The organism is Pseudarthrobacter sp. NCCP-2145, assembly GCF_023708005.1.
GTDB lineage: Bacteria > Actinomycetota > Actinomycetes > Actinomycetales > Micrococcaceae > Arthrobacter > Arthrobacter oxydans.
Genome location: NZ_BRCG01000005.1, coordinates 151,805 through 165,490, shown reverse-complemented (window position 1 = coordinate 165,490; position 13,686 = coordinate 151,805). Strand labels below are relative to the sequence as shown.

Annotated in this window: 11 protein-coding genes; 4 read left to right on the top strand and 7 right to left on the bottom strand. The window is 59.9% G+C overall.

The window, feature by feature from the left end; genetic code table 11:
• Nucleotides 1-48 precede the first annotated feature (48 nt).
• From NFU08_RS06280 to NFU08_RS06255, 6 genes are all read right to left on the bottom strand, one after another.
• Entirely contained in the window at nucleotides 49-1,617 is a 1,569-nt protein-coding gene (locus tag NFU08_RS06280) for a GMC family oxidoreductase (protein WP_013599270.1), read from the bottom strand.
• The gene (locus tag NFU08_RS06275) at nucleotides 1,614-2,141 is read right to left on the bottom strand and encodes a hypothetical protein (protein ID WP_251421487.1); all 528 of its coding nucleotides are present in this window, start codon (nucleotides 2,139-2,141) and stop codon (nucleotides 1,614-1,616) included. The genes NFU08_RS06280 and NFU08_RS06275 overlap by 4 nt, the downstream gene beginning before the upstream one ends.
• 68 nt (nucleotides 2,142-2,209) lie before the next feature.
• Nucleotides 2,210-3,361, bottom strand: coding sequence for an ABC transporter substrate-binding protein (locus NFU08_RS06270; protein ID WP_251421484.1), 1,152 nt, complete (start codon nucleotides 3,359-3,361; stop codon nucleotides 2,210-2,212).
• 104 nt (nucleotides 3,362-3,465) lie between these two features.
• Entirely contained in the window at nucleotides 3,466-4,509 is a 1,044-nt protein-coding gene (locus NFU08_RS06265) for an ABC transporter permease (RefSeq protein WP_013599267.1), read from the bottom strand.
• Nucleotides 4,506-5,549, bottom strand: a complete 1,044-nt coding sequence (locus NFU08_RS06260; RefSeq protein ID WP_251421482.1) for an ABC transporter permease — start codon at nucleotides 5,547-5,549, stop codon at nucleotides 4,506-4,508. Before NFU08_RS06260 ends, NFU08_RS06265 begins: the two co-directional genes overlap by 4 nt.
• The gene (locus NFU08_RS06255) at nucleotides 5,546-7,012 is read right to left on the bottom strand and encodes a sugar ABC transporter ATP-binding protein (RefSeq protein ID WP_309296831.1); all 1,467 of its coding nucleotides are present in this window, start codon (nucleotides 7,010-7,012) and stop codon (nucleotides 5,546-5,548) included. The genes NFU08_RS06260 and NFU08_RS06255 overlap by 4 nt, the downstream gene beginning before the upstream one ends.
• Nucleotides 7,013-7,266: 254 nt before the next feature.
• Here NFU08_RS06255 and NFU08_RS06250 point away from each other — a divergent pair, with 254 nt between their 5' ends.
• Together NFU08_RS06250 and NFU08_RS06245 are read left to right on the top strand one after the other, a co-directional pair.
• Nucleotides 7,267-7,947: a GntR family transcriptional regulator gene (locus NFU08_RS06250; protein ID WP_013599263.1), complete on the top strand. Its 681-nt coding sequence runs from the start codon at nucleotides 7,267-7,269 to the stop codon at nucleotides 7,945-7,947.
• A gap of 77 nt (nucleotides 7,948-8,024) precedes the next feature.
• Complete coding sequence (locus NFU08_RS06245) at nucleotides 8,025-8,513, top strand: GNAT family N-acetyltransferase (RefSeq protein WP_049785989.1); 489 nt, start codon at nucleotides 8,025-8,027, stop codon at nucleotides 8,511-8,513.
• A gap of 715 nt (nucleotides 8,514-9,228) precedes the next feature.
• On the opposite strand, the gene NFU08_RS06240 is transcribed toward NFU08_RS06245, so the two are convergent.
• Nucleotides 9,229-10,413, bottom strand: coding sequence for a TerC/Alx family metal homeostasis membrane protein (locus NFU08_RS06240; protein ID WP_251421479.1), 1,185 nt, complete (start codon nucleotides 10,411-10,413; stop codon nucleotides 9,229-9,231).
• Between the two features lie 1,101 nt (nucleotides 10,414-11,514).
• On the opposite strand from NFU08_RS06240, the gene NFU08_RS06235 reads away from it, so the two are divergent.
• Nucleotides 11,515-12,948, top strand: a complete 1,434-nt coding sequence (locus NFU08_RS06235; RefSeq protein WP_251421476.1) for an MFS transporter — start codon at nucleotides 11,515-11,517, stop codon at nucleotides 12,946-12,948.
• Nucleotides 12,938-13,648: an aspartate/glutamate racemase family protein gene (locus NFU08_RS06230; protein WP_251421472.1), complete on the top strand. Its 711-nt coding sequence runs from the start codon at nucleotides 12,938-12,940 to the stop codon at nucleotides 13,646-13,648. The genes NFU08_RS06235 and NFU08_RS06230 overlap by 11 nt, the downstream gene beginning before the upstream one ends.
• Nucleotides 13,649-13,686: the final 38 nt, after the last annotated feature.

The window sequence follows — 13,686 nt, the reverse complement described above, 5'->3', positions numbered from 1 at the left end:
CTCCTTGTTGCTGTTTTCGATGGCTGGTAGGGCAGCGGAACGGAATGTCTACAGAGCTGCCGCGCTGAGCTGCCGGCCGATGTAGTCGCCCTGTCGCATCGACAGGGCGACGATTGTCAGGGTGGGGTTCGCGGCAGCGCCGGTGGTGAATTGTGACCCGTCGGAGACGAACAGGTTAGGTACGTCGTGGGCTTGACCGAAACTGTTGACGACGCCTTCATCAGGCTTCTGGCTCATTCGGGCTGTTCCCAGGTTGTGGCCGGAGGGCATCCCCGGGGCTCTGGTTGTGCGGATGGCGCCGACAGCTTTGAAGAGTTTCTCGCCCTGCTCGTAGCCGTGGTTCCGCATGGCGATGTCGTTGGGATGGTCGTCGTAGTGGACGACAGGTGCGGGCAGACCGAGGCGGTCGGTGACGGTGTTGCTTAGGGTCACTCTGTTGGATGCCTGCGGAACGTCCTCACCGCAAATCCAAAGTGCCGCTGTGCGGGTGTAGGCTTCTACCTTTTCTGTGAATTGTGGCCCCCACTCCCCCGGGCTCATGAAGGTACTGAATGAGGGCAGCCCTTGGGCGATCATCTCGATGTAGTAGCCGCCAACGAAGCCCCGTGATGGGTCATGCCGCGATTCGTCGCTGATGATGCCTGCCATTGGTTCGCCGCGGTACATATGGACTTCGTTGGGGAACTCGGCGTAGACGAGACCGGTGGTGTGCCGCATATAGTTGCGCCCGACCTGGCCTGAGGAGTTCGCAAGGCCGTCGGGATGGCCCGAGGTAGCCGAAAGCAGGAGCAGGCGTGGCGTCTCGATGGCGTTTCCTGCTACAGCTACGAGGCGAGCCCGTTGACGTTGCAGGTTTCCGACGGTGTCTGTGTAGACGACGCCGTCCGCGCGGCCGTCAGGGCCTAGCGTGATTTGTACGGCTTGGGCTTCGGTCCGCAGTTCCAGCAGGCCGGTGGCTAAGGCCTTTGGTATCTCGCTGACAAGTGGTGACCACTTGGCGCGGCTTTTATCGCCTGCCATGGCGAAGCCGTCCTGAACTGTGCCCGGGCGGCCATCGTAGGGTTCAACGTTGGTGGCGTAGGGGCCTGTTGCGTAATGGCGGTATCCGATTCGTTCGGCGCCGTTCGCCAGAACCTTGTAGCCGTTGCTCGCCGGCAGTGGAGGTCGGCCGTGCCGGTGGGAGGCTCCCACCGCTTTTTCCGCTTCGGTGTAGTAATGGTCGAGTTCGTCCAGGTCCAGTGGCCAGTCTGCGATGGTCCCATCGGGCAGGTCTCCGTAGTACGTGTGTGTCTTGAACTCGTGCCATTTGAATCGGGGTGTCAGTCCGGTCCAGAATGTCGCGGTTCCACCGACGGCCTTTCCGTTCCACGCCGGGCTGCCGGGGAAGTCCTTCGCGAGGCTCCATGATCCTGTTGCCAGGCGGGTGTCGGTCCATGTGAGCTGCTTGTAGGACTCCCGTTCGTCGTTGATGAACTTGTCGTTGGTGATCCATGGGCCTGCTTCGAGAAGCACGACTTTAAGGCCTTGCTGTACGAGTCTGAGGGCCAAGGTGGCACCGCCGGGGCCGGAACCGATGATAACGGCGACGTCGTCATCAGTGAGGTCATACTTTTTCATCCGGCTGTCCTTGCGTATTCGGTCACGTCAGGAGACGTCGTTGGGAGGGGCCCGATGGGGAGGAGGGACTCGGTGGGTTCTTCGATGCGGGGTTGGGGAAGCCATGCCAGGTCGTCGAATCCGCGGTGCAGGTAGCCGCCGTGTTCGAACGAAGACCCCGGGTAGCCGATGAATTCCCAGACTTCGCGGTCGTCGTAAAGGTGAAATGCAACCAGCGGACGCAGAGTGTTGAAGAACGTCGTTTGCTCAACCGCTCGCAGCAGGCAATCAATGGCCTTGGAATCCATGTCGCGGATTGGCGAAGTTGTTATCTGGGCCAAGTCCCTTAATCCGTCCGACAGGGTTCGGTATAGCCCGGGGTCTGATGCGGCCTGTGTGATGATGCTGGAAACAGTCCGGGTGTAAGGTCCGTCCCGTAGGTCCGGGTGTGGATAAAGCGCTTTTGCCAGCACGATGAGCTCTGCGACGCGCGCAGGTGGAAATAGGTCTGGATGGGGCGAAAAAACAGCGCTGTCTGCCGCCATGGATTTTCCTTTCGAACTGAAGTGAAGTGTGGAGGGAAGGACGTTCTTCCCGGCCCTTCCCTGTGCGGTTAGGGAATGACCCGCTTTTGCCATACCTGCGGAAAGCCTGGAAGGTCCTCGCCGCCGAAGGCTGCGTAATGCGAATCGGGCATTCCCTCGTTGGTCTTCAGTACCTTGTCGAGATCTTCGGAAGTGACTGGTACCTGCGGCAACACCCAATCCTTGGGGATGGATTCGCCCCGGAAGAGGGACGCTGCCGCAAGGAGCGCAGTTCGCCACTGGTAGGCGTCATACACGGATGCGAAGCCTTTGAACCCTTTGTTCTTCCATGCCCTGAGGTAAGAGAGGTTGTCTTCGCCGGTCACCACAGGGATGTCCTTGCCGGCATCCTCGAAGGCCTCGATAGCTGGAACCGACTGGTCGCCCAGGTCCACCCAAACGGCATCGACAGTTCCTTTGGCGAGTTCATCGGCCACGACTGCTTTGATTTTCGTGGGGTCGGCACCGGTGATGTAGTCCGTGTATTTCAGCCCTGCCTTGCTGAAAATGTGCTGGGCAGCAGCCCAGCGCTGCTCGAAAACGTCAACTCCAGGCGCCGTACGCAGTGCTACTACGTGTCCTCCTGGCTTGACGTTTTCTGTTACGAACGTCGCTGAATCAATTCCCCAGGCCATGCCGCCCACGGAGTGGATGAATGTGGTTGCGCAGTCCGTGCCGGCCCCACGGTCGAAGATGATGACGGGTTTTCCTGTGTTGCAGGCTCTTTCCACTGCCGGTGCCGTTGCCTGTGGCGAGTTGGGGGCGATGATGAAGGCGTCACAGGATTGCTGGTTCACGAAGTAGTCGATGTCAGCAACCTGTGTGTTGTCGCTGTCTTGGGCGTTGCGGGTTTCCATTTGCGAGATGACACCCTGCTTTTGCAGCTCCTTGAGCTGTTCGTTCATGGTGATCCAGCCGGTCTGCCGCCACGTGTTACTGAGCGCAGCGTTGGAGAAACAGACCTTGGCCGGCGCGTTCTTTTTGAATGCTGTGGCGTCTACCATTGGCCCGTCGAGGTGCTGAAGATAGGGGGTGGATGGGTCCCCGGCAAAGGTTGCAGTCCGTTGCGAGTTTTCCAGATCGAATTGTGCCTGGTTGAACCAGTCATTGGTTGTGGTGGTGGAACCCGGAGAGGTTTCCGCACCAGCGGTCGAACCGGGAGCACACGCGGTGATCATCATGGCGGCTGCACCTAGCACCGCAAACATCTTTGTTTTGGTCCCTTGTGTAGGCACGTTGTTCCTTTCGAAGTGGCCTGCTGTGGCCAGGGGGTTGTTGTTATTTGTTACTGGTCATCCGGGGTGTTGCGGTTTACCGGCCTTCTCGTCATCCATGCTGGGCGCCTCATGCGCAGCAGTGGGATGCCGAGAGCGAGGATGATAATTGCGCCTTGAACTGAAGGGCGCCACGTCGATTGGACGCCGGCAAAGTTGAGGATGCTGACGAGGGTTTCCAGGACGTATGCCCCTGCTACCGCGGACAGGACTGCGCCGCGTCCACCTCCCAGGGCGACGCCGCCGAGGACGACGGCCGTGATGGCCGTGAACTCATAGCCCTGTCCGACAACCGGACTGACACCGGCGTAGCCGACCATGAGAACTGCTGCCACGGTGGCTGCCGTGGATGAAAGGATGAAGGCTTTAGTACGGATCCACCAGGGGCTGGCACCAGCAAGGGCTGTTGTCGCAGGATTGTCACCAACTGCAATCAGCATTCGTCCGAACGGTCTTTTCATGAGCCAGGCCGCGCCTATAGCTACGAAGAGCAGAATCAGAACTGAGTAGGGCACGAATCCTATAAGGGGGACATTTTGCAGTCCACCGCGGCCAATGGCGCGGAAGGCATCGGCCGGGTTTCCGCTGGGAGCGCCGCCGGTGAAGTAGAAAGTCAGTCCGGACAGGACCAGTGCCGTTCCGAGCGTTGTGATGAAACTGGGTACCTTGAGTAGAGAGGTCAGTACGCCGTTGACCAGACCTACGACGGTTCCCAGCACCGCCATGAGCACCATGACCTGCGGGATCCGGGATGGCTCCTGGCCAATCAGATTTCCGGCAAGAACGACCTGAGCCGAGATGACGGCGCCCATTGACAGGTCGAATTCCCCTGCGACGATGACGAAGTACTGGCCAATTGCCACGACCGCGATTGGTACTGACCTCCCAATGAACCGGGTCATCTGGTCCGGTTCTGCAAGGGATGGATTGTAAAAGGTCAGGATGATAAGGAGGGCGAGGAGGAGCAAGTAAATCGCTCCACTGGGTGTGGCGAAGGAACGCAGGGTTCGTGAAAACAGGGGCTGCCTTTGGGCGGAATACCTGATTGTGGTCATCGGATGCTTCCCTCCTTCATTGAACTGGTTGATTTCGTCCGCAGTGAGTCGAAGCGCGCGGATCGTTTGAGTTGGTTTCTTTTCGCATAGACAGCGACAGCGATGATGATGATGAGGCCCCTGACTACTTCCTTCAGGTAGGGGTTGACTTCCATGATTCCCAGCAGGCTGTCGATGGTCGCGAAGATGAGGATGCCGCCGAGCGAGCCCCAAATCGATCCTTTTCCGCCGGCTAGGACTGCTCCGCCCACCACGACGGCCGCAATTGAGAGCAGGTCATAACCACCCTGGGTGCCGACCTCGGGGCTGCCGACGCCCAGACGTGCGACGATGACCAGTCCGGCGAGGCCCGCGAAGAGTCCGGAAAGGGAGTGAGCCACGATTGCGGGTAACGATGCCCTGATTCCTGACATCCTTGTGACGGCGGGATCCCCGCCAACGGCGTAAATGTGGAGCCCTGTCCGGGTCCTGTTCAGAAACAGGGCTGTGGCCACCAGGCATAGGACCATGGCAACTGTCGTCCATGGCACCACTCCCCAGGAGGCTGACCCGATGGCGGCAAGTTCAGGGGATGCTTTGCCAGTGCTTCCGCGGTAGTTGGTGAAGAGGTATCCCGAAACCACGAGACCTGTACCGAGCGTGGCGATAAAGCCATTGATCTTGACCAGACCGACGAGCAGGCCGTTGATGAGTCCAATGGCGAGGGATACCAAAACCGCTGCGACGATACCGGCAGTAAAGTTTTCTGATCGTCCTGCCATGACTCCTGCGGCCAGGACGCTGGAAAGGCTAAGCACGAATGGAACGGACAGATCAAGGCTTCCAAGGAGAATGACGAGGGTCTGTCCGACGACAACCAGGCCAAGGACGGTGGTGCTGGTCAGAAGGTCGGTGATGTTCCCTTCGGTAAAAAAGGTGCGGCCGGAGAGCCCAGTGAGAACCGCACCGCAGCAGAGGACGAGGATCCAGACCAGATATACCGAACCTGTATTGGACCGGAGGGCGTTGTTCAAAGTGGACTTGAATCTGTGAGCGTTCATGCTGCCACCGCCGCGTCGGTTATGCCGGCCGCTGCCTGCAAAATGCTTTCTTCGCTGGACCCGGCAGGAAGCTCGGAGACCAGTTCCCCGTCACGCATAACGAGAACTCTGTCGGCCATCCCGATGAGTTCAGGCAATTCGCTGGAAACCATGAGGATGGCGTGTCCGGCGGCAGCCAAACGTCGCATTAGGACGTACAGGGCAAACTTCGCACCAACATCAATCCCTCTGGTGGGCTCATCGAGAAGGACGATTTGTGGTTCCATAAGCAGCCACTTGGTGAGAATCACTTTTTGTTGATTGCCGCCGGAAAGGTACCTGATCTCCTGATCCGGTCCCCGTGCTGAGAGTTGCAGCTCCAGAAACAGGTCGGTTGCAGCCTGACGGGCAGTTGAAGTGCGTTTGGGATAGCAGGCTCGGATTACTGTCAGAGCGTTATCAATGACTGATTGATTCAGGAGCAGTCCCGTAGCTTTCCTGTCCTCCGTGACGTGAGCAATCCCGGCTCGAATTGCTTGGCGGGTTGTTTTGATGGTCGTGGCTGCCCCATTGACGTGTATCTCGCCGCGGGTAAATGGTGCCGATCCGGAGATAGCATCCAAGACTTCTGTGCGGCCTGACCCTTGCAGTCCGGCTATTCCCAGGATTTCCCCGCGACGGAGTTTCAGCGTCACGTTGTTTACTACATGGTTCCCGGCGTTTTGAAGGGAGAGCGCTGTGTCTCCAACTACTGTTCCTTCGGTCTTGGGCGGGAAGAACGAGGACAGGGGGCGCCCGACCATAAGCCGGACCAGTTCCTGCTCGTTGAGTTCTTCTGCCGGCTTCGTGGCTACAAGGGCGCCATCCTTGAGAACTGTGATGCGGTCACAAAGCTTAAAAATTTCCCGCAATCGGTGGGATACGTAGAGAACGGCAACGCCGCGCTTCTTGAGGTTTTCAATGATGCTGTACAGGAGCTCCACTTCGTGATCCGCAAGCGCAGCGGTTGGCTCGTCCATGGAGATGACCCGGGCGTCAAAGCTGAGGGCCTTGGCGATTTCCACGAGCTGTTGCTGCGCCACAGATAGTGTTCGCACATGCGCTGCCGGGTTAATGGAGTCAACACCAAGGGATGAAAAAAGCTCTGCAGTCGCTGCGTTCATCTTCCGTTGCGAGATGAAACCTCGCACACGCGGTTCGCGGCCGAGATAGATATTTTCGGCTACGGACCGGTCCGGCAACAGGTTGAATTCCTGGAATACCGTGGAAATGCCTGCCAGCTGAGCCTGCACAGGATGGCTGAACATTACCTCCTTGCCACCGAGAACAACCCGGCCCACGTCCCTTGTGTAGACTCCCGCAAGAATCTTCATCAATGTAGATTTCCCGGCGCCGTTCTCCCCTACGAGCCCGTGCACCTCTCCCGGCCTTATCTCAAGGTCTACGCCGGTCAGTACCGGGAATCCGAAGAATGATTTGCTCACTCCCCGTACTTCAAGTGCTAACACGAAAGCCTCATCTCACTTCGTTGTGACACCCGCCGAAGCGGAAAGCCGCACCGTCTCGGCGGCCTGTTCGAGCAGCAACTCTATGACCGCGATCACCCCCAAGTCAAGCATTATCGATAATGCCTAAAACTTTCTTTTTCTCCTTGCCCCGCGTAAGGTGAATGCAAAGCCCGGCGAGACTAGAAAGCTCGTGCTTGCCTTCCGGGCGCTCCAAGAAAGGCCGAGGAACCATGGACGCCACCTCTAAGCGGCTGACGAGAACGACCGTCGCCAGCCAAGTGCGAGACTTCATCGTCATGGAAATTGCGCAGGGAAGGCTACCTTTGGGCGCCCCCGTTCGTGAGATGGAAATAGCGGCACAGCTCGGGACAAGTCAGACGCCGGTGCGTGAGGCGTTTCGTGAACTCGCAGCCCTTGGCCTGCTCGAATCCCGTATCCACGTCGGCACCCGTGTACGACAACTAGCCGAAAAGGACTTGGTTGAGGCGGTGCCCATCCGTTCTGCCCTTGAAGGCATAGCCGGTCGCTTAGCCGCCAGTAACTATCACAATCACGCTGAGGAGGTTCGTGGAGGCTTCGAGGCTATGAAGGAAGCGGCGGAAGGGGGTGACCGCAGGGTTTTCGCTGCGGCCAGTACCACGTTCCACCGATCCGTCGTACGGGCGGCCGAAAACGCCTCTTTGCTGCGCGCCTGGAACGCCCTGGGAATCGAGGTCATGACGATCTTGGCAATGGCCTCCAGCGACGTCCCATTAGATGACGCAGCCGAATCACATCGACCAATTGTTGACGCCCTCGAAGCTGGTGATCCTGAGCTGGCCGAGCATGCCCTGACGCATCATGTTGCTGCCTATCTCCCCGCCACTGCACACTCCAATGGGGAAGTAGACGCCGCCGTCCAGGCGAGTTAACGGCTAGCGGCCTGGTCAGCCTGGTGCGGTCGCTCCGTTACGGAAAGAAAAGGCTAGGCCGGGGCCCAGCACTGGCTATGCCCACTACCAAGATGTTCCGAAAATCAGGGATAAAAATGGCAGCTGCAAGTGCCTCTGACAGCTTTTTCATGCGTGACCTCGCCCGCAGGGCGTACGCAATCTACGTTGAGCGGATTGGGAAGGAACCCGCTCCGATGACATTCGATTATGCTGCGATTGCAGCCTCCGGGGACGCCCTCCTTGCCTGGAGCGATGACCAGTTGGTCGGCATGCTTATCACCCGTTTGGAGGACGCGGCACTTCATATTCATAACCTCGCCGTATCCCCTGACGTTCAGGACCTGGGTTTGGGATCAGCGTTGCTCATCGAAGCCGAGCAGCTCGCCCGTCGCGCGGGGCGCGATGAACTGGGCCTCTACACGAACGAGGCGATGCTCGATAACCTGACCTTTTACCGGCGCCGTGGCTATCAAGAAACACACCGAAACATCGAAGATGGATTTCGCCGGGTCTACTTTATAAAGCGGCTGGAGCCTGCCACGTGAGCTTCCACCGACCGCCGTGCAATTGATTGCGCTGAGCAGGAGCTGACGACCACCATCGCGGATCTGCGAAGGTCTCGGTAGGAACACGAGAGATGACTTCCAACCAGTGTTTGCACTGCGGCGATGGTCCAACTCCTTCCTGGGTCCTCCCTATACGACGGCTTATAGCCTAGCCAGCTCAAGGTTCAGCGTGGCAGGCCCTTCTGCCTAACTTAGTCCTGGAAAGGTCCGTGCAGTTGGGGCACACCCAAAGCTGACACACGGTTCCTTGCCTGGTCCTCCGAGCAACCGGAATTGATCTACGTTTGACCGAGAAGTCCGGTCCGCCCGTCCACAGCCGGGGACAATTCTCCTAGGTTATCCACCGCTACTGCTGTCAGGGAGCTACCCCAATGGCTCCCAATTCCAGCCGTGGATAACCTGAATTGACCCCAGCCATGGACGGACTAAAGTCGCAACCAGTTCCGGCCGCGTGATCAGCAAGCACGGGTTCGCCCAGCTGCGGCAAGTTGACGGAATATCCATTATCGGCCTTCGGAAATGAGCGGGGGAGAGGCCTCAAAGGGGCCCGAAATGCCAGCCGCGCAGGGTCTGCCTCGGGACGGATGGCCCCTGGCACCGATCGGGAATCTATGACGAACTCTTGGCCGCGCGAACCCGCGCAGCAAGCGGAGTTCTGGGGCGTCCGTGGTTACGATCACTCCGACCCAGCGTTTTAGCGCGAGAGGTACTCCTTGTGCCGGCGGTGCGCCTCGGCTACTTCGGCGCGGATTTTTTCTATGTCTTTGGCCTTGTTGCGGTATTTCGGTTCCATCTGTTCGATTTGCTGTTCTTCCTTCCGCAGGGCGTTATAGATACGCTCGCGCTCGGCGGGGTCCGCGGTGTATTCGAGGTCCAGGTAGTTGACAGCGTGGCGTCGGGCGTTGTTGATTGCGGTCTGCGCCTTGCCTGCCTTGCTCAGCAGCGAGGTCACCACGGTAACGATCAGCACGCAGATAATGACGGTCAGGGACAGTTCGGTGCTGATTTCAATGCTTGGGACCGGTTCGCCGCCGTTGACGAACGGCAGGTTGTTTCCGTGCAGGGCGTGCAGGATCAGCTTGGCGCCGATGAAGGCGAGGATCGCGGCCAGGCCGTAGGACAGGTAGATGAGCCGGTCCAGCAGGCCGTCGATCAGGAAGTACAGCTGGCGCAGGCCCATCAGCGAGAACGCCGTGGCCCTGAAGACAATGTAGACATTCTGCGTGAGGCCGAAAATCGCCGGAATCGAATCCAGCGCGAACATGATGTCCGTACCGCCGATGGCGACCATGACCAGCAGCATCGGGGTCAGGACCTTTTTGCCGTTCTTCATGGTGAGCAGCTTGTCGCCGTCATAGTGGTCGGTGGTGTGGAAGAACTTACGGGCCAGACGGATCATGAAATTGTCCGCTTCGCCGCTGCCGTGGTCCGGCTTGAGCAGGTTGCCCGCCGTGACCAGCAGGATCAGACCGAAGGCGTAGAAGGCCCAGGCGAAGGAATTGATCAGTGCCGCGCCGAGGAAGATGAACCCGGTGCGGACGATCAGGGAGAACATAATGCCGAACAACAGCACCTTCTGCTGGTCCTCGCGTGGAACCCGGAAGCTGGCGATGATGATCAGGAAGACAAACAGGTTGTCCACCGAAAGTGCCTTCTCCGTGATGTACCCGGCGAAGTACTCCTTACCCATATCGGGGCCGCCGAAGGCGAAGACCAGAACGCCGAAGATGATGGCGATGCCCACGTAGATGGACGACCAAATGGCCGCTTCCTTCAGGTGGGGAACATGCGCTTTTCGGATGTGAAAAAAGTAGTCAAAGGCCAGCAGGGCCAGAATGCCCACAATGGTGATGCCCCAGATCAGCGGAGAAACAGTCAACGTGTTCCTGCTTTCGTAAGGTGCGTAGCAGCCAGCCGAGTAAGTCTCTCCGCCCGCCGTCCGGCGGGCCGCTGCACCCGGCGAGGCATCGATGCCTAACGTGGTGACGTTTGCAGCGCTTCGGAATACTCCCTTACGTGTTTTCACCCTAACCGGGGGTGAAGCAAGACGAAATAGCAGTCTCAGCCCCAAGGAATTGAGGCCCGTCGTTTCGTTTTAGGGAGGGACCTTCACCGGTCACTGACGGGCTCCCGTCGCTTGGAGTTGCCGGTCCGGTTCTCGGCCGCGCCGTGGCTTTCCGAGCCGAGGTACCCGATCACCAGTACTGACTTCATTGACAGCTGGGCCGGCGCCTCACTCGATCAGGGGTTACGACCCTGCTGCACCTTCCTGGGGACCACGGCGGCCAGACCGTCCCGGCCGCCATGATCACTTGGAACCGCGGAACGGAATTGCCCGGGACTATGGCGGATTCAAAACCGCTGGAAACCACGCCCTAATGCTGCGACCCGCACTCGCGCTGGCTCCCAAAGGTGGGACGCCGCCGGAGCAAGACACCTGAGCCTCCTTCCGAGGGGGACCGGTATTCCCGGGCCTGCCCTCGCGCCCGGTTAGCGGCAAGGACAAGAGGTCCGCTCAATCAGGTAAAGGGGGAAGTGCACTATCCGGTCATCCTCTGCCGAGGGGTTTCCACGGCCAACGGTGTTGTTGGTAAGTATCCAGAGCGACCCACCGGGGGCGACGTAACGCCCGCAGGCGCCCGTACTGGTCGACGGCGAAACGTCCACCCATGACACTGGCCCAGCATCAGTGCCCGAAGGGTTGTCCCGCTACACCAGTTGGACACACCGCGCAAGCCTGGAACGGAACCGCTAAGCAGGCGGCCGAAGCCTCTCCGCGTTCGTTTAGCTGGGGCCTCAGTCCGGAGTCTTCCGGAAGCGAGTGAGTCACAAAGCATTGTTCCTTGACCCGTTGATTCCAGCACCGCCACGGATGTAAGCTAAGTCACATTCCTTAATGCGGTAAAGGAATTTCATATCGTGGAACTGAGGCGGTGCTCAAGGGTGAGGCCGGTTCCGAAGCTCATAAAAGGTGCGCACTATGGAAAAGAAGAGTGAGGCCGCGCTGGATCAGGCGTCCAGCAAGGGTACGTTGGCCCACCAGATTGAGGGGGCGTATCAGCGCATCGGGGTGACCGGGGCACACCGCCAAATTGTTTTAATGATTCTACTGGGCGTCTTCTTCGATGCACTGGAGCAGAACGTCGTCGGCATTACCGGCCCGGTCCTTCGGGAATCGTGGGGCCTGGGCGCCGGCGAGATCGGACTTCTTAACACAATGACTTTCACTGCCACCGCGCTCGGGCGCGTGGCAACGGGGCTGATCGTCGACAAGTACGGCCGCCGGAACATGCTGGTGATCAACCTGATCATCTTCGCCGGCGGCTCACTGTTGTGCGCCGTAGCACCCAACTACCCGATACTCGCCGCCGGGCGCTTCATTGTCGGGTTCGGCCTCGGCGGAGAAATCGCCGTCGCCGTGATCATGATGGCCGAGTTCTTTGCAGCCAAGCACCGCGGCACCGCCGTCGGACTGATCAACGTCACCGCCGCAGGCCTTGGCAACATGCTCGCCCCGGCCTTCGGCATCCTTGTCTACACGCTCTTCGACGGCCCGGACAAGTGGCGCTGGGTCTTCGGCCTGCTCTTCATCCCGGCCCTGCTGGTCATGTTTTTCCGCCGGTACGTCCCGGAAACTCCCCGGTTCCTGGCGTCCCAGGGACGGCTCGATGAAGCCAACATGGTCATCACCCGGCTCGCCAGCGGTAAGCTCTCAGGCCGCATTGATGACCCGGAAGCCTACATCACCGCGGTGCCGGGCCCGGCTGTCATCGAATCCAAGGGGCACTGGAAGGACGCACTGCGCGGCCGGCTCCTGAAGCGGACCGTCCTGCTCTGCGTCGCCGTGTGCATGTCCTACGCAGCCCAGATCTCGATGCTGACCCTGATGCCCACCATCCTGGTCTCCCGGGGCTACGCCCTCAATACCAGCCTCTGGTTCACCCTCATCATGCAGTCCGGATCCCTCATCGGGGCCGCAACCGCCGCGTTCCTGGCCAGCCGGCTCCCCCGCAAGAAGGTCCTCACCGGGGCAGCAATCCTCGGCTGCGCCGCTGGGCTCTCCATGGCCTTCCTCGCGAATGACATCGTCCTGGTCGTTCTGTTCGGGGTGCTGTTCAACTTCTCCGTCATCATCCTGAACACCACCATCTGGCTCTTCGCCCCCGAGCTGTACCCCACCCGCACCCGCGGGTTCGGCACCTCGATCATCCTGGCCGCCGGGTCACTGTCCGGCGGGCTGTTCCCGCTGATCTCCGGCGTCATCTTCGACGCCGCAGGACTCATGGGCATGTTCACGACCCTCGCGGGGCTCTTCATCATCCTGGGCGTCGTGGTGCAGTTCCCGCCCGAAACGTTCGGACAGCCGCTGGAAGAGGACGCCACCGAGGACGAAGGAGCCATCTATGGCCACTGAATCCAGCGCTCAGGCGAAGGTTCTCCTGATCAATCCGAACAGCAACTCCCGGACCACCCAGCTGATGACCGACATAGCCGCCGGCATCCTCGAACCCGAGGGCCTGGAAGTGGTCGGCCTGACGGCAGCCGGAGGCCCCGCCATGATCATCGACCCGGACTCCCTCGCAGAATCGGCACAGCACGTCCACGACGCTGTGCACGACTATATGAGGGGGCCGGACGGAACCACTGTCAAAGCGGTGATTGTTGCGGCCATCGGCGACCCGGGACGGAGTGCCCTTGCCGAAAGCCTTGACATACCCGTCATCGGCATCGGCCAGGCTTCCATCCAGTCAGCCTGCGGAGAGGGCCGCCGGTTCGGGATGGCGACCAGCACTCCCCTGCTCGCCGGGTCGCTGTCGGCACTGGTTAAGCGCCATGGCCGTAGCCGGTGGTTCACCGGGGTCAGGCTGACGAGGTCCGAACCGCTGGTTCTCGCCTCGGACCCGGAACAGCAGTATCTGGAACTGGCCGAGGCAGTGAGCGAAGCCAGCCACAATGATGGGGCGGAAGCAGTCATCATCGCCGGCGGACCCCTCAGCGAAACAGCCAGGCGGCTGGCGCTGACCGGCATGGCGGAGATCATCCAGCCTGTACCCAGCGCATGCGCCAAGGTCCTCCAGGAACTATCGACCACGCCACAAACAGCAACCCAATAAACAGGATGTGGTGAGAGGGCGCACCTTCCGCGAAGGCG